This is a genomic window from Streptomyces sp. NPDC047028 (assembly GCF_040644095.1).
Classification (GTDB): Bacteria; Actinomycetota; Actinomycetes; order Streptomycetales; family Streptomycetaceae; genus Streptomyces.
On record NZ_JBEYVS010000005.1, the window covers coordinates 236,032 to 251,809 of the forward strand.

A 15,778-nucleotide genomic window follows, 5' to 3' on the forward strand; every position below is an offset into this window, starting at 1 on the left:
TCAGCGAGCCGCTGCCGGAGCCCCTTCGCCGGCGTCGGCGGCGGAGGCGTCGGGTTCGGCCGCGGCGCCGGGCCGCGGCTCGCGCTGCCGTGGAATTCGCTCACCCGCGGAAGTCTGGCATCCGGCACTGACAATCGGGGAGCCCGCACCCACCGGCTCCGCCGCGCGTCCGGTCGCGTCCGCGGGCACGTCGGCCGTCACGTCGGCCGTAGCGTCCCCGCTCGCATCCCCGGTCGCGCCGAGGCCGACGCGGGCCTGCAGCAGGGCGAACGCGCGCACCACGTGCGGAGCGAGCAGCAGGCCGACGCCCATCACGGCGGCGCCCGCGACCGCGTCCAGGAAGTAGTGGTTGGCGGTGCCCATGACCACGAGCGCGGTCAGCAGCGGGTAGGCGACGCCGAAGACCTTCCCCGCGCGCGTGCGCGAGTGCCGCCACACCATGACGCCGCACCACAGCGCCCAGCCCACGTGCAGGCTCGGCATGGCCGCGTACTGGTTCGTCATGCCGCCCATGCCCCGCGGGGCACTGGCGTCCGCGCCCCACCAGCCGTACGAGCTGTACTGGGCCATGGTGTCGACGAAGCCGTGGCCCGGGGAGAGCAGCCGGGGCGGGCAGGTGGGCAGCAGGGTGAAGCCGATCAGGCCGATCATCGTGGAGGTCATCAGCCAGGTGCGGGCCACCCGGTAGATCTCGGCACGGGACCGGAACAGCCAGATCAGCACGGCCGGCGTGACCACATAGTGCAGCGAGGCGTACCAGAAGTCGGCAGGTACGCCGAGCCACGCCTCCCGGGTGAACAGCCGGTTCAGCGGGTGCTCGGCGTTGAGGTGCAGCACCTTCTCGATGCGCAGGATCGCCAGGCCGTGGTCGACGGCGGAGGAGACATCACCGCGGACGAGCAGCCGGCCGGCCTCGTAGCAGCCGTAGACCAGGAGGATCAGCGGCAGTTCCGTCCACCAGCGCAGCCGGGTTCGCGGGACCACCTCGGTGCCCGGTGTCTCGGTCTGCGGCATCCGATCGCCCTCCCCCTTCTGCTTCGCGGCGCCCGGCCGGGCGACCGTGCCACCTTACGGGGTCCACCGATCGACCCGCGCGGGCACTCCAGCCCTCAAAGACGCCGGCACCGCCCATCGGGTTGCCCGGGCCGGTGAGCAAGGGGTGAGCAGAGCACGGACAAGGGGTGAGCCAGGGGTGAGCAATGATGGAAGGGTCCCGTTTTTTGCCCCGAAAGGTCTCTCATGGCACCGCGCATCCTGCTGGCCCGGCACGGACAGACCGAGTGGTCCCTGGCCGGAAAGCACACCGGCAGGACCGACATACCGCTCCTGGAGGAGGGCCGGCACGGCGCCAAGCTGCTCGGCGAGCGGCTGCACCGGGCCCCGTTCGACGGGCTGCCCGGGGTGGAGGTGCGCACCAGCCCGCTGGCACGCGCGCGTGAGACGTGTGACCTGGCCGGCTTCGGCGACCGCGCGTCCACCTGGGACACCCTGATGGAGTGCGACTACGGCGCGCACGAGGGTCTGACGCCGGCCGAGATCCAGGCGGTACGGCCCGGCTGGCTGCTGTGGCGCGACGGCGCCCCCGAGGGCGAGAGCCTCGCCGAGCTCTCCGCCCGCGCGGACGAGGTGGTCGCCTGGGCCCGCTCCGCCGACCGTGACGTCCTCGTCTTCGCCCACGGCCACATCCTGCGTTCGATCGGCGCCCGCTGGCTGGGCTTCCCCGTCGGCTTCGGCGCGCAGCTGCGGCTCAACCCGACGTCCGTCTCGGTCCTGGGCTGGGCCTACGACGAGCCCGCGATCGAGAACTGGAACGACGTCGGTCACCTCGCCGGATAACCGTCCCGCGGCGGAGCCGGAACGCCTCGGGCAGGAGGAGCGCCTCGGGCAGGAGGCTCCGGGCTTTCCCCCGGGGGCCCTCTTGCGCCCACGCGGGACAATGGACGGTGGCCCACCCGACGGTGGTGCCGTCGGACCGGACGAGGAGGAGACCAGACATGGCGGAGCCCACGCCGCGTCGGAACGACCCGCGGCTACGCCCCGCGCCCCTGCTCTTCGAGCCCGCGGAGGCGGCCGGCGATCCGGAGCACTTCTTCGACCTGGAGTCGATCGAGGATCCGCGGGAGCTGCTCACGCGGGCGACGGAGCTGGCGCAGGCGTTCCGTGCGGCCGCCGACCGTGCCGTGGAGTTCCAGGCCGTGGCCGCGGCCCAGCTCGCCGATCCGCGCCGGTTCGACCGGCTGACGGCGGCGGACATCGCGGGGCGCGCGGAGTGGACCGAGGACTACGCGAAGAAGATGGTCGAGTTCGGGCGGGATCTGCTGCGCGGTGCGCACGCGGAGGGGCCCGAGTCGCTCTGAGCCGGACCGGGCCGGTGCGAGTCGCTCTGAGCCGGACCGGGCCGGTGCGATTCGATCCGGTCCGGTTCGATTCGGTTCGGTTCGTTCGGACGGCATATGCCAGGTGGGCAAGATACTCCTCCCGCCCTCCCCTGTCCCGGTTTTCGGCAACTCAGCAGAACCGTTCGTTCACCGCGGGTACATCTAGGTGGCATGAGCAGCAGCACCTGGAACATCACCTCGGTCACCTCGGACGGCGCCGCCTGGCTCGCCTCGGCGGGCACGTACCCGCGCAGCACGCTGGCCCTCTGGGAGGAGCGGCCCGAGGCCCCGCTGGTCCTGCCGTGCGGCTCCGCCTTCGACGTGGTCAACGCCCCCGCGATCTTCGGCCGTCGCATGCTGGACCGGTTATGGGACGAGGGGCCCGGCTCCGGGCCGGTCGCGGTGCACCGGGGCCGCATGCTGCTGTTCGCCGCCCCGGGCACGGCCCAGCGGCTGCCCTCACTGCTGGACTGGGAGGAGTGGGGGACGAACCGCCCCGACAGCCGCACGGAGGGCGTACCGCCGCTGCTCTGCCACGGCACCGGCGACGCGGTGACCGTCCCCGCGCTGCACGGCGCCGAGACCGGCACCCCGGCGCATTCCCGCTGGCTGGTCGCCCCCGACACCCGGCACCCCTGGCTCCCCGGCCCCGAGATCCTGCTCTGGGCGGCCGTCCGGGCGGCCCGCTCGGCGGTGCGGATATCGATTTTTCCTCCCGCCGACCATGATGCTAAGGTCTACGACGTCAGCAGGCGCCGCTAGCTCAGTTGGTTAGAGCAGCTGACTCTTAATCAGCGGGTCCGGGGTTCGAGTCCCTGGCGGCGCACGATGACGATGGCGAGGCATGTTCGCGGAAAACGCGAACCTTCCTCGCCATCTCTGTTTTTGCGCGGCTTCGCCCCGCGTTGTGGGGGCTTCGCCACCCACACCCCCCTTTCACGTGGGTTCAGTGGACGTCGGCTGGGAAGTGCGGCACGGGTGCTGCCGTCGTCATGGTGCGGTGGCTCAGCGGGGGCCTCTTCACACGGTTGCCGGCTCGACACGGTTGCCGGCTCGGCGTCCTGGGGCGCTCCCTGTGGGCGTTTGTCGTCGGGCGGGTCAGTCCTTCAGGGTCGGGGTGATCGCTACCGTCCAGGCGCCAGAGGCTGTGCGGCCCTCCACCTCGATCTTCACGCCGTCGCCCGGGACGGTGAAGCTCTCGCCAAGGGAGACCGGGGCGTCGGCCAGTGGGGGGTAGACCGAGGTTTCCCAGCAGGCCTCGGTGTGCGGGTGGGCGTCGATCACCTCCACGGGGCCGCCGCCGGACTCGGCGGCGCCGCGGACGCGGTAGACGAGGATGCCCTCCCGGCAGCCCGACCGGTCGTTGCCCGCGGAGTCGCGGGCCTCCAGGGCGAGGACGCTGTCGGGGCCGGTGCGCACGACCGCCAGCTTCGTGCCGTGGCCCAGGCCGAACGCCGGGGCGCCCGCCAGGCCCTGGGTCGGGGTGTCCGGGCCGGCCTCCAGGGGCTCCAGGGTGAGCCGGGTCGTCCGGGCACCCGTGACGCACACCACCTGCCGGGGATCGAGCCAGCCCAGGCGCCACTTGTGCCAGGCGAACAGGTCCGGCGAGAGACCGAACTGGCTGCCCATCAGGTCCCAGTCGCCGACGTACGTGTCCCAGTCGCCCTTGCCGTCGACCGGGCGGTGGTAGAGGTCGGGCAGGTCGAAGACGTGGCCGGTCTCGTGGGCGAGGACCAGGCGGTCCGGGGGATGCTTCTCGAACACGGTGACGACCCGGCGGACGTCCGTGCCGTCCAGGTGCACCGGGGTGTCGAGGTTGACGACCTTCGTGGCGTCCGAGTCCACGCCGGGCGCGTCCGGGTCGGCGACGAAGTACACGACGTCATAGCGGGAGAAGTCGACGTCCGGGTCGGCCGCGGCGAACGCGTCGCGCAGGTAGGCGGCCCGGTCGGGGGCGCTCCAGTCGCGTCTTATGGCGTACGCCGACGACGGGCGTGGCATGCGCAGCCAGCGCTTCAGCGGGTGCACGCGCAGGCTGAACTTGCCGTAGGAGGCGCGTTCGAAGAAGCGGCTGGTGGCCGGGAAGTGGTCGGCGGTCAGCTCGGCAGGGGTGGTGCTCGGGGTGTTGTCCGGGAACGACAGGAAGATCATGACGGCGTCGACCGCACCGCGCGGGCGGGCGTAGGCGGCGTTCCAGGTGTCCACGCCCTCCGAATGGTGCGCCGCGGTCCGGTGCAGGGCACAGGGTGCCGTGGAGAAGGGTTCGGCGACCGACTGACCGCTCAGGATCGAGGTCGCGGCGATCGCCGACAGCGTGGTGAACACGGCGGCGGTGCTGCGCAGCTGGGGACGCGGCACGGAAGGACCTCCGGATGCGGTTCGCGGGACACCGCCCCCAGCCTGTGTGAGTTTTGTGTGGTTTGCCTTGTTTGCCTGAACCAGAAGGGTGAGTACGCCCGTTTGCGCGACGTCGTGTCTCGACGGGCGACACCCCGAAACACTCACGGAACGTCACAACTGGTCGAGGGCCTGAAGAACCCGTCCAGGCGTGGGCAGAAACGATCTGCCAGAGTGGCCGTACGGTCCCGGACACCGGCCATACGGCTGGAAGGGCGGGGGGCCAGCCTCTATGATCGGCACACTTTCCGGCACGGACAGAGATCGAGTGCACTGCGGGAGCGAGCGGTGAGCGCAACGTCCGAAGGGCCGACGCCCGCGGCAGACCTCGACCGGTCAGCCGTCACAGACAGTGACCACATCACCTATCACCGTGGCTTCGCGGCCTCCCCGCTCGCCATGGCCGTCGTCGACCGTGAGGGCCTGGTCGTCGGCGCCAACGCCGCCCTCGGCGAGCTGCTCGGCACCGGCTCCGAGTCGCTGGCCGGACAGGTCGCCGCCGACCTGGTCGACCTCGCCTCGGACGCCCGTACCTGGCACTCGTACCGCGAGGTGCTGCGCGGCCGGCAGGCGAAGCTGCGCTGCACGCGCCGGCTGAAGCATCCCGAGGGCCACTCGGTGTGGGTGCAGGTCACGGTCACCCCGCTGGCCGACGGCGCGCCCGGTGTGCTGGTCTCGGCGGCCGACATCAGCGCCCGCCGTGAACTCCAGGCCAGGCTGCGGCACTTGCAGATGCACGACCCGGTGACCCGGCTGCCCAACCGCACGTTGTTCTTCGAGCGGCTGACGGCCGCGCTGGAGGCGGAGTCGTACGAGCGCAGCGGCACCGGCCGGATCGGCCTGTGCTACCTGGACCTGGACGGGTTCAAGGCCGTCAACGACACCCTCGGGCACCGGGTGGGCGACCGGCTGCTGGCCGCCGTCGCCGAACGACTGACCCGGGTCGCCGACGAGGCCGGGTACGCCCGCTCCGGCACGCCCCTGGTGGCGCGGCTCGGCGGCGACGAGTTCGCCCTGCTCGTGGAGGACTCCACCGGCACCGAGCAGCTCTCCGACCTCGCCGAGTCCGCGCTGAAGGCCCTGGAGGACCCCTTCGAACTGGTCGGTCAGCGGCTGTCGTTGACGGCGTCCATCGGGGTCGTCGAGCGGCACGCCGCCGGCACGACGGCGACCGGTCTGATGCAGGCCGCCGATACGACGCTGTACTGGGCGAAGGCCGACGGCAAGGGCCGCTGGACCCTGTTCGACCCCGAGCGCAACGCGCACCGCATGACCCGGCAGGCGCTGTCCTCCACCCTGCGCCCCGCCATCGAGCGCGGTGAGTTCATCCTGGACTACCAGCCGTTGGTCGGCATGGAGGACGGACGGCTCAGCGGGGTCGAGGCGTTGGTCCGCTGGAATCATCCTCAGTTCGGCACACTGACGCCGAATCGGTTCATCGGACTGGCGGAGGAGGACGGTTCGATCGTCCAGCTCGGCCGCTGGGCGCTGGTGACCGCGTGCCGGCAGGCCCGCCGCTGGCAGGTGGACAACCCCGACGGGCCGCCCATCTTCGTCAGCGTCAACGTCGCCGTACGGCAGGTGTGGGACTCCGACCTGGTGGCGGACGTGGCGGAGACGCTCGCGGAGACCGGGCTGGCCCCGCACCTGCTCCAGTTGGAGCTGACCGAGTCCGCGGTGATGGGCTCGGCGGGCCGCCCCATCCAGGCTCTCCAGGCGCTCAGCGACATGGGTGTCCGCATCGCCATCGACGACTTCGGCACCGGCTACTCGAACCTCGCCTACCTCAGCCGGCTGCCGGTGTCGGCGCTGAAGCTCGACGGGTCGTTCGTCCGGGGCTTCCAGTACGAGGCCGACAAGAGCCCGGAGATCACGCCCAACCCGGCGGACGAGGTGATCGTCGAGGCGATGATCCAGCTCGCCCACCGGCTGGGGCTGACCGTCACCGCCGAGTGCGTGGAGACCTCGGCGCAGGCCACCCGGCTGCGGCGGATCGGCTGCGACACCGGGCAGGGCTGGCTGTACTCCCGCCCGGTGCCGCCGGATCGTATCTCCGAGCTGCTGGTCGAGGCCTACGCGGTGGGCAAGCCGTAGGCGTCGGCGACGAGTTCGTAGGAGCGCAGGCGCAGTTCGCCCCGGTGGGCGTGCGAGGTGAGCATCAACTCGTCGGCGCCGGTGCGCTTGTGCAGGTCGTCCAGGCCGCTACGGACCTCGTCGGCGGTGCCGTGCACGATGTTGCCCGTCCAGGAGGCGGTGAACTCCTCCTCCATGGGGCTGAGTTCGTAACGCTCCGCCTCCTCCGGGTCGGGGAAGAGGCCCGGCCGGCCGGTGCGCAGCCGGATCATGTTCAGCGCCGCCGCCCGTACCTGCCGCCGGGCCTCGCGCTCGTCGTCCGTGGCGAGCGCGGAGACGCCGATGAGGGCGTACGGCTCGTCGAGCACGGCCGAGGGCCGGAAGGTCTCCCGGTACAGGTCGAGCGCCGGAATGGTGTTCTGCGCGGAGAAGTGGTGCGCGAAGGCGAAGGGCAGGCCCAGCAGGCCGGCCAGCCGGGCGCTGAACCCGGAGGAGCCGAGCAGCCAGACCGGCGGGCGGTGCGGCGACTGCACGCCGCCGGGGCTGCTGCCCTGCACCGGGCCGGGGATCGCGTGGATCCGCGCGTAGGGGTGCCCGTCGGGGAAGTCGTCGTCCAGGAACCTGGTCAGCTCGGCGAGCTGCTCCGGGAAGTCGTCGGCGCCGTCGGGGAGCCTGTCGGTGCGGCGCAGGGCGGCGGCCGTCGCCCCGTCGGTCCCGGGCGCCCGCCCGAGCCCGAGGTCGATCCGCCCGGGCGCCATCGCCTCCAGCGTGCCGAACTGCTCGGCGATCACCAGGGGTGCGTGGTTGGGCAGCATGACCCCGCCCGAGCCGAGCCGGATGCGGTCGGTGTGGGCGGCGAGGTGGGCGAGGATCACGGCCGGCGAGGAGGACGCCACGCCCGGCATCGAGTGGTGCTCGGCCACCCAGTACCGGTGGAACCCCCGCGCCTCCGTCTGCCGCGCCAGCGCCACGCTGGTCCGCAGCGCGTCCGACGCGGTGCTCCCGGCGCCGACGGTCACCAGATCCAGCACGGACAACGGCACCGGCGCGGTGCCCTGTGCGACACCCCGGATCTCATCAGCCGACACGGTACGGGCCTCCTGCTCCAGCCGAAACGTTCCTGACCCCGCTCAACAGGGAAAACGCCCGCTGTATTCCGGCGCCCGCCACACCTGAGCTGGGGTCCCGACAATCAGGACGGCCCGCCGGAGGCGGGGTGATCGGGCCCGTAGCCGGACGTCTTCTCCGTGAACCAGGAAGGGACCTGCCCCTTGGGCTCGTCGTCCTCGCTGCGCAACGACGCCCCGAACCGGCTCACCGCCTTGTGGGTGACGGGGCCGGCGAGGGGCGCCGGCCAGAGTTGGAGCAGGTAGGTCTCCACCGGGTCGCCCTCGTCACGTACGTCGCCCTCGTCGCGGTGGCGGCCGTGGGCCAGGAGGCGGTAGGTGCCGGGGCCGGGCAGAGCCAGCTCAGGGGCGTCCTCGGGCTCTTCCTCGCCGGGGCCGATGCAGACGCGCGTGGTGGTCCAGGTGAGGGAGACCTCGGCGACGTCCTGCCAGTCGTCCAGGCGGAGCGGCGGAGGGCCGTCCCAGAGTTCGGCGGTGACATCGACGTCACCGCCCTCGGTGGCGCAGACGACGGCGGCGTGGTCCTCCCGCGCCGAGACGAGCCCGTTGGCGGTGTGGTCGAGGGGGACGTCTTCGAAGGTGTCGAGATCGATCAGGTCGAGAGTGCCGTGGGCGACGAAGGTACGGGGGTCGTGGACGCGGGCGATGAGCGAGGCCATGGCAGGGCTCCTGACGGAGGGAGGGGGCAGCGAGAACGCTGCCCCCTGTGGTGTGCGCTACGCGGCCGACGCTACGGGCACTGCACCAGCGGGCGCATCACGGAAGTGGCAGCCGATGCAGGGACGTTGGTGACGGAGACCCAGAACTTGTCCTTCTCCAGCAGACGGTTGGCGTTGTACCAGGCCTTGCGTGCACCGCCCTCCAGACGGTTCTGCGCCGCCGGCACCATGTGGCACGAGAAGTCCGGGTTGACACTGGCACCCTGGTGGGTGGACGCGAACGGGTACTCGTCACAGCTCTTGCCGGACGGGCGCGGGATCGAGGACGGGCAGGCGGTACGCCGGTTGGCGCGAATCAGGGAACGGGTCATCGTCCGCGTCAGTTCCGGGCCGTGCCCCTGCCAGCCCCAGTGGTGCGCGAGGTTGCGCTGCGCCCACAGGATGTGCCATCCGACCTGGTCGTAGGGTCCGGTGACGGATATGCCGTAGGTGGGGGTGTAGTCGGGGTAGACGCAGCCGCCGTTGGCGACCGGGCTCATGCGAGGGGTGTTGTCACAGCGCACGTTCAGCTTGGGACCCAGGTCGACGCTGACCGGGGTGTAGGGCGCGGCCTCGTAGCCGAGGTGGGGAGCCTGGGCGTCGGTGGTGGTGACGGATCCGGGCGAGTCGATGACCAGGTCCCAGTTTCGCGTCGTGCCCAGAGTGGTGATCTGCGGCGTGCCCCCGGTGGAGGTGCAGGATGCGCACGTCTCGGTGAGGGTGGCGACGCCGAGTTCGGCCGCCGTGACGGTGGTGGACTCCAGCGTCAGGGTGGCGTGGTCGGTCCACTTGTGCCGGTTGCGGTTGTCGAGCTGGACGCTGGAGGTCCACGCGAAGTTGGCGCTGCCCTGGTACTGGTGCTCGGGCTCGAGGTAGAAGTCGACGCGCAGGCCGCCGGAGGCGCACGAACTCGTGCGGTCCTCCCTGACCTGGCCGACCGTGCAGGTCACCGAATCGACGTGTCGCGTCGACAGGGTGGTGAGGTGCGCGACAGCGCTGTGGCGAGTTCCGGGTGTGGGAGCGGCTTGCGCGTCCGCGGCGAACATGGCGCCGACCGCGATGAACGCGGTCAGGAGAGCCGCCCCCCGTTTGAGCATTCTCACGAGCATGGTCCTTTCGCCGGTTTTGGCGTGGCCATGCTTCCCAGCCGCTTGACGGGACGTCAACGCCCTTTATATACGCAGTAGTTCATCTCGGACACCGTTGTCACCTGGGCAGAGGCGCCGGTGCGTTAGGCAGGCGCTGGCCGTGAGGTGTCGGGCGCCGGAGCGTGGCTGGGATCCTTGTCCCGAATCGGCCCTTCATGTGACGAAAAGGTGCCGCTTCGGGTGGAGAGTGTGAACGACAGGCGTCCCGCGCCGGAGTTCGGCGCGGGACGCCTGGTCGTGTGGGTCAGTCCCGCGCGGCGAAGGTGACGAAGTCGCTCCACACGGTGAGGGAGAGGGCCGGCTCGGGGCTCCGCTGGTCCTTGGAGTCAAAGGTGCGGTCCGGGGACCGGTCCGAGCCCGCCTGCCCCGGTGCGCCGGACCGGCCCGCGGGCCACCTCTCAGCCCACCGGGACGGGTGGGTGGTGCGGTCGGCGAGCGGAGCGTTCAGGCCTGGATCAAGGGCTCCCGCGTGAACAGCGCCCCCAGCGCCGGTGCGTTCACCCGGCGGTCGGCCAGCCGCAGCCCCTCCCACACGGTCACCTGGTTCGCCGTGAGGACGGGCTTGGACAGGGCCTTCTCCAGCAGAGGCACGTGCGCGGCCGTGTGCAGGGCCGTGTCCGGCAGGAGGACGGCCTCCGCGTCGGGGGAGTCGGCGGAGCGGGCCAAGGTCAGGACCTCCTCCTCGCCCCACGTCCCGACCTCCGCCGCCGTGATGATCCCCGACGACCGGACCCCGGTGACCTCCAGTCCGCCGGTCCGCAGGAACTCCGCGAACAGGGCGGCCACGTCCTCCGGGTACGTCGCCCCCACGGCCACCCGCCGTACCCCCAGCTCCCGCGCCGCGTGCACGAACGCGAAGGACGTCGAGGACGCCGGCATCCCGGCCAGCCGGGCCAGCCCGCGCACCTGCTCCTGGGCGCCCTCCCAGCCGTGGACGAAGCTGCCGCTGGTGCACGCCCAGACCACCGTCTCGGCGCCGGCCAGCCGCAGCCCCTCCATGCCGCCGGCGAGCCGCTCCGCGGAGCCCATCTCGCGCAGCGCGTCCACGCGGTGCGCGTCCTCGCCGATGTCGGTGTGGACCAGGTCCACCCGGATGTCGCTGCCCAGGAGCTGCTCGATGCGCGGATAGTCGTCCTCGCCGGAGTGGCCCGGGTAGAGGAATCCGAGTGCTGTCATGTCCAGCCTTCCTGCGTCTCTTCGGGCAGTACGGGGGGCCACGCCCGCGCGGCCTCGTCCAGCAGCGCCTGATAGGGCCCCACCGCTCGGGTACCCAGCCGGCGCAGCGCCGCCCACATCGTGACCTGGTTGGCCGAGAGGACCGGGATGCGCAGTTCGGCCTCCAGCTGGGGGATGACGTCGTACGTCGGCAGGTTCGTGCAGGAGATGAACAGCGCGTCGGCGGCGCCGGGCCGTACCGCGTGCCGGGCCATGTCGACGACGTCCCGGTACGGCACCCGCCAGATGTGCCGGGTGAGCCCCATGAAGGCGCACCCCGTGACCTGCACGCCCGCCTCGGCGACGTACTCCTCCAGCACCCGGGTCACGGACACGGTGTACGGCGTGACCAGCGCGACCCGGCGTATCCGCAGCTCCTCGAAGGCCTCCAGCAGCGCCCCCGAGGTGGTGACCGAGGGCAGCGCGCCGGACCGGGTCATCGCCTCGCACATGGCCCGCTCGCCGGCGATGCCGCCGACGAAGCTGCCCGAGGTGCAGGCGTACGCCACGACCTCGGGCGCTACGGCGGTCAGGGCGCGGACGGCGTCGCCGAGGGTCTCGTGCTCGCTGACCAGCCGGGCCAGGTCCAGGCTGACCTCGACGGGCACGTACGGCGTCCGGGTCAGGTGCAGGGACACCTCGTCGGGGACCCAGCGCCACAGCTCGCGGTCGAGCGCGAAGTCGAAGGGCGCCACGACGCCGACGCCGCGCTGGGGGCGGGGGCCGCCGAGAAAGGAGATGTCCATGGCAGACACCGGCCTCACGCTCGAAAGAGGGCTGGGCAACGGATCGTGGGTACGCCCGTGTTGACGACGGTAGGTTCGGGTGCGAGCGTGGTCAATCCGCGCATCTCAGACACTTTTCGGAGGACCGGCTTGCAGGCTCCCCTCCCCGGCCGCCCCACCCTCCTCGTCCTGGACGCCGACCCGCCGCCCCGGCTCGGCCGGCTCACCGGGCGAGCCCGGATCGTGCACACCGACGCGGCCGGTCTGGCCGGCCGGCTGCCCGAGGCGGACGTCCTTCTGGTGTGGGACTTCACCTCGCACGCGGTCCGCGAGGCCTGGCCGGGCGACGGGCCGCGGCCGCGCTGGGTGCACACGGCGAGCGCGGGCGTGGACCATCTGATGTGCCCGGAGCTGGCCGCCTCGGACACGGTGGTGACGAACGCGCGCGGGATCTTCGACCAGCCGATCGCCGAGTACGTGGCCGCCCTGGTGCTGGCCGCCGCCAAGGATCTTCCGCGCACCCTGGACCTCCAGCGGGAGCGGACCTGGCGGCACCGGGAGAGCAGGCGGGTGGCGGGCACGCGCGCGTGCGTGGTGGGCTCCGGGCCGATCGGCCGGGCGATCGCCCGCACCCTCGGCGCCCTGGACGTGACGACAGCCCTGGTCGGGCGGGCCGCGCGCAGCTGTGTGCACGGCCCGGAGGACCTGGACCGGTTGCTGTCCCGCGCGGACTGGGTGATCGCCGCGGCCCCGCTGACCGAGCGGACGTACGGCATGTTCGACGCCCGGCGGTTCGGCGTGATGCAGCCTTCGGCGTTCTTCGTGAACATCGGCCGCGGCCAGCTCGTGGACGAGGAGGCCCTCGCCGAGGCGCTGCGGCGGCGCTGGATCGCGGGCGCCGCGCTGGACGTGTTCACCGCGGAACCGCTGCCCGCGGACAGTCCGTTGTGGGAGCTGGAGGGGCTGATCGTGTCCCCGCACATGAGCGGTGACACGGTCGGCTGGCGGGATGAACTGGGTCATCAGTTCGTGGAGTTGTACGAGCGGTGGGCGCTGGGCAGATCACTGGTGAACGTGGTGGACAAGAAGCGCGGATACGTACCCGGTCACTGACCCCCGGGAGGGTGCATGCAGCTCACCGACCTGACCGCCGTCCAGCTCCTCGACGGTTACCGCAAGGGCGAGTTCAATCCGGTGGATGCCACCGGCGAGGCCCTGGAGCGGGCACGGAGCATCCAGCCGGAGGTGAACGCGTTCGTGCGGCTCACCGAGGAGGACGCCCTCGCCCGCGCGCGGGAGTCGGAGGCGCGCTGGCGGCGCGGCGAGCCGGAGGGGCTGCTGGACGGGGTGCCGGTGACGGTGAAGGACATCCTGCTGCAGCGCGGGCTGCCGACCCTGCGCGGTTCCAAGACGATTCCCGAGCAGGGAAGTTGGGAGGAGGACGCGCCGTCGGTGGCCCGGCTGCGGGAGCACGGCGCGGTGTTCATCGGGAAGACGACGACTCCGGAGTTCGGCTGGAAGGCGGTCACCGACTCACCCCTGTCCGGGGTCACCCGCAACCCGCACGACCCGTCGCGCACGGCGGGCGGCTCCAGCGGGGGCAGCGCGGCGGCCGTCGCGCTCGGCGCGGGGCCGCTGTCGCTGGGCACGGACGGCGGGGGCAGCGTGCGCATCCCGGCGTCCTTCTGCGGGATCTTCGGGCTGAAACCGACGTACGGCAGGGTGCCGCTCTACCCGGCGAGCGCGTTCGGCACGCTGGCGCACGTCGGGCCGATGAGCCGGGACGCGGCGGACGCGGCGCTGATGATGGACGTCATCGGCGGCGCCGACGCCCGCGACTGGTCGGCGCTGCCGCCGGCGCCGGAGTCGTATGTGGCGGGCCTGGAGGGCGGGGTGCGGGGGCTGCGGGTGGCGTACTCGCCGTCGCTGGGCGGGCAGGTGGCCGTACACCCGGCGGTCGCGTCGGTGGTCCGGCGGGCGGTGGCGGGGCTCGCGGACCTCGGGGCGTACGTCGAGGAGACCGACCCGGACTTCAGTGATCCGCTGGAGGCGTTCCACACGCTGTGGTTCAGCGGCGCGGCCCGCGTCACCCAGCGGCTGTCCGCGCACAAGCGGCAGCTGCTGGACCCGGGGCTGCGGGAGGTGTGCGTGCTGGGCGGGCGGCTGAGCGCGCTGGACTACCTGGCCGCGGTGGACGTCCGGATGGACCTGGGGCGCCGGATGGGCCGCTTCCACGAGTCGTACGACCTGCTGGTCACGCCGACGCTGCCGCTCACGGCGTTCGAGGCGGGCGTGGAGGTGCCGCCGGGCTCGGGTCTGCGCCGCTGGACCGGCTGGACGCCGTTCACCTACCCCTTCAACCTCACCCAGCAGCCCGCGGCCACGGTCCCCGTCGGCACGGACGCCGACGGCCTCCCGGTCGGCCTCCAGATCATCGCCGCCCGCCACCACGACGCCCTGGTCCTGCGCACCGCGCACACCCTGTACGAGGCGGGGGTCGCCACGACGCCCCCGGCTCCCGCGACACGCGCCTAGCAGGAGACGCCGGCACGTCTGTCCGGAGCCGAGCCCCGCTCCGGCTCCGGCTCCGGCTCCGGCTCCGGCTCCAGCTCCAGCTCCAGCTCCAGCTCCAGCTCCAGCAGCGGCAACAACGGTTCCAGCACCGCCCGCTGCTCATCCGGCAGATCCCATCACGCGCTCGTTCTTCAACACTCCGACCGCGCCTGGCACGGGATGATTCACAGGCTCCAGGCCGCCCGCGTTCGAGATCGCGCCATGAACCGCGCTACGAGGGCGAGGGGTGGGCGTCCTCCGCGCGGATGGCGGCACGGACGCCGGTGATCACCACCGTGATCAGGCACAGCGCGATGACGGTCTCGGCCCACAGGAAGGCGAACCAGTCCATCACGCAGCCGATCGGAGGTGTGCCGGGGGCGGTGTTGCGGAACGCCGAGAGAGCGAACAACGTGGCAGCCATCCAGGCGAGGGCGGGCCAGACCAGGCCGCTGCGGCGGGTCGTCAGATACCAGGCACCGATGATCACGGCCGATGCCAGTGCCCACATCACGATCATCATGAAGACCACGAACACGATCAGACTGCCCGATCGGGACACGCGCAGTGCCATGCCGGCCTCCTGCCGGGAGGCCGTGGGCGTCGCCGTGATCGAGAAGAGCGTGTCGTTGTTGCTGAACAGCACCCGCACCGGGACCCGCTTACCGCCCAGCAGCGCCCAGAACCCGATGTCGCCCTCGTAGGTGTCGAACGGGTAGTCGCTGATCGATCCTCCCGTGACCCCGAGCTGCACGTCCCTGGTCGTGAGCGGATCGAGCGCCTTGAACTGCAGGTCGCCGAGGAGCGCCGCCGAGGTCTCGAGGATGAGATCGTCCACCGGGGCGATCCCGTCCTTCGCGGCGAGTGTCCCCCGTGGCGTGACCCGGACCCGCAGCACCAGCTCCCGGGCCGCGGCATCGACCTGCTGGACGTTGACCTCCACATCCACACGGTCGGCGGCCGCGGAGCCCGCTGTGTCGACCATGTCGACCGCCTGCCGCTCGGTGAACTGCAGCCACGACCCCACGGACACCGCCGCCACGATCAGGAACGCGATCAGGAGCAGAACCGGAAGAACCGACCCCCTGAAGCGGCGAGGGCGGGGTGAGTCCGAGGGTGGGACCATGGTGACTCCGACGAGCTGGGAAGGGGAACGGCCCTGCCCGGCCCGATGCCGGGAGGAGACCCCCGCCCCACACAGCGCGGTCGGCCGGTGCTGGGCAGATCATCGCGGGCAAGCGCGTTCTCACGGATGCGGGGCGGTGGCCGCCAGGCGATCCTCGTCGATCGGGCCAGCGAACCACCGCATCTGCACGGGTGTGTCGGCACCGACGAAGCTTCACAGCCTCACCGCGCCGCGCCGCACTTCCTAGTGTTCTGAGTCGGGAATTCTGTTCAGATATGAGGCGAGGCGTTCAAGGATTTCGTCCGCGGTCTTTGTCCAGACGTAGGGCTTGGGGTCGG

15 protein-coding genes and 1 tRNA gene are annotated in these 15,778 nt (G+C 71.9%); 7 read left to right on the forward strand and 9 right to left on the reverse strand.

Going from position 1 to position 15,778, the window contains the following annotated elements; genetic code table 11:
- A complete protein-coding gene (locus ABZ854_RS07440) occupies positions 1-1,014 on the reverse strand; it encodes a phosphatase PAP2 family protein (protein WP_361205674.1) in 1,014 nt (337 codons plus the stop codon).
- A gap of 225 nt (positions 1,015-1,239) precedes the next feature.
- Between ABZ854_RS07440 and ABZ854_RS07445 the strand changes: the two genes are divergently transcribed.
- From ABZ854_RS07445 to ABZ854_RS07460, 4 genes are all read left to right on the forward strand, one after another.
- On the forward strand, positions 1,240-1,836 hold the full coding sequence (locus ABZ854_RS07445) for a histidine phosphatase family protein (protein WP_361205677.1): 597 nt from the start codon (positions 1,240-1,242) through the stop codon (positions 1,834-1,836).
- A gap of 158 nt (positions 1,837-1,994) precedes the next feature.
- Positions 1,995-2,357 (forward strand): hypothetical protein, encoded by a 363-nt coding sequence (locus tag ABZ854_RS07450; RefSeq protein ID WP_361205680.1) that lies wholly within the window; start codon positions 1,995-1,997, stop codon positions 2,355-2,357.
- A gap of 192 nt (positions 2,358-2,549) precedes the next feature.
- The gene (locus tag ABZ854_RS07455; RefSeq protein ID WP_361205683.1) at positions 2,550-3,140 is read left to right on the forward strand and encodes a bifunctional DNA primase/polymerase; all 591 of its coding nucleotides are present in this window, start codon (positions 2,550-2,552) and stop codon (positions 3,138-3,140) included.
- Positions 3,131-3,204: transfer RNA gene (locus ABZ854_RS07460), tRNA-Lys, on the forward strand. The genes ABZ854_RS07455 and ABZ854_RS07460 overlap by 10 nt, the downstream gene beginning before the upstream one ends.
- Before the next feature lie 272 nt (positions 3,205-3,476).
- Here the strand turns inward: ABZ854_RS07460 and ABZ854_RS07465 are convergent.
- The gene (locus tag ABZ854_RS07465; RefSeq protein ID WP_361205686.1) at positions 3,477-4,736 is read right to left on the reverse strand and encodes a M6 family metalloprotease domain-containing protein; all 1,260 of its coding nucleotides are present in this window, start codon (positions 4,734-4,736) and stop codon (positions 3,477-3,479) included.
- 327 nt (positions 4,737-5,063) lie between these two features.
- Between ABZ854_RS07465 and ABZ854_RS07470 the strand changes: the two genes are divergently transcribed.
- On the forward strand, positions 5,064-6,869 hold the full coding sequence (locus ABZ854_RS07470; protein WP_361205689.1) for a bifunctional diguanylate cyclase/phosphodiesterase: 1,806 nt from the start codon (positions 5,064-5,066) through the stop codon (positions 6,867-6,869).
- Here the strand turns inward: ABZ854_RS07470 and ABZ854_RS07475 are convergent.
- The 5 genes from ABZ854_RS07475 to ABZ854_RS07495 all read right to left on the reverse strand — a co-directional run bounded on the left by ABZ854_RS07475 (position 6,848) and on the right by ABZ854_RS07495 (position 11,782).
- A complete protein-coding gene (locus tag ABZ854_RS07475) occupies positions 6,848-7,936 on the reverse strand; it encodes an LLM class flavin-dependent oxidoreductase (protein WP_361205692.1) in 1,089 nt (362 codons plus the stop codon). The two genes, ABZ854_RS07470 and ABZ854_RS07475, sit on opposite strands and share 22 nt — an antisense overlap.
- 104 nt (positions 7,937-8,040) lie before the next feature.
- A complete protein-coding gene (locus tag ABZ854_RS07480; protein ID WP_361205694.1) occupies positions 8,041-8,634 on the reverse strand; it encodes a hypothetical protein in 594 nt (197 codons plus the stop codon).
- Positions 8,635-8,705: 71 nt separating this feature from the next.
- Complete coding sequence (locus ABZ854_RS07485) at positions 8,706-9,770, reverse strand: NucA/NucB deoxyribonuclease domain-containing protein (protein WP_361205697.1); 1,065 nt, start codon at positions 9,768-9,770, stop codon at positions 8,706-8,708.
- A 495-nt stretch (positions 9,771-10,265) separates the two neighbouring features.
- Positions 10,266-10,997, reverse strand: coding sequence for a decarboxylase (locus tag ABZ854_RS07490; protein ID WP_361205700.1), 732 nt, complete (start codon positions 10,995-10,997; stop codon positions 10,266-10,268).
- The gene (locus tag ABZ854_RS07495; protein ID WP_361205703.1) at positions 10,994-11,782 is read right to left on the reverse strand and encodes a decarboxylase; all 789 of its coding nucleotides are present in this window, start codon (positions 11,780-11,782) and stop codon (positions 10,994-10,996) included. The genes ABZ854_RS07490 and ABZ854_RS07495 overlap by 4 nt, the downstream gene beginning before the upstream one ends.
- Before the next feature lie 129 nt (positions 11,783-11,911).
- Here ABZ854_RS07495 and ABZ854_RS07500 point away from each other — a divergent pair, with 129 nt between their 5' ends.
- Both ABZ854_RS07500 and ABZ854_RS07505 read left to right on the forward strand, forming a co-directional pair.
- Complete coding sequence (locus tag ABZ854_RS07500; RefSeq protein WP_361205706.1) at positions 11,912-12,874, forward strand: D-2-hydroxyacid dehydrogenase; 963 nt, start codon at positions 11,912-11,914, stop codon at positions 12,872-12,874.
- Positions 12,875-12,889: 15 nt separating this feature from the next.
- Entirely contained in the window at positions 12,890-14,296 is a 1,407-nt protein-coding gene (locus tag ABZ854_RS07505; protein WP_361205709.1) for an amidase, read from the forward strand.
- Here the strand turns inward: ABZ854_RS07505 and ABZ854_RS07510 are convergent.
- Both ABZ854_RS07510 and ABZ854_RS07515 read right to left on the reverse strand, forming a co-directional pair.
- On the reverse strand, positions 14,293-14,424 hold the full coding sequence (locus ABZ854_RS07510; protein ID WP_361205712.1) for a hypothetical protein: 132 nt from the start codon (positions 14,422-14,424) through the stop codon (positions 14,293-14,295). The genes ABZ854_RS07505 and ABZ854_RS07510 overlap by 4 nt on opposite strands.
- Before the next feature lie 122 nt (positions 14,425-14,546).
- The gene (locus tag ABZ854_RS07515; RefSeq protein ID WP_361205714.1) at positions 14,547-15,440 is read right to left on the reverse strand and encodes a DUF4436 family protein; all 894 of its coding nucleotides are present in this window, start codon (positions 15,438-15,440) and stop codon (positions 14,547-14,549) included.
- Positions 15,441-15,778: the final 338 nt, after the last annotated feature.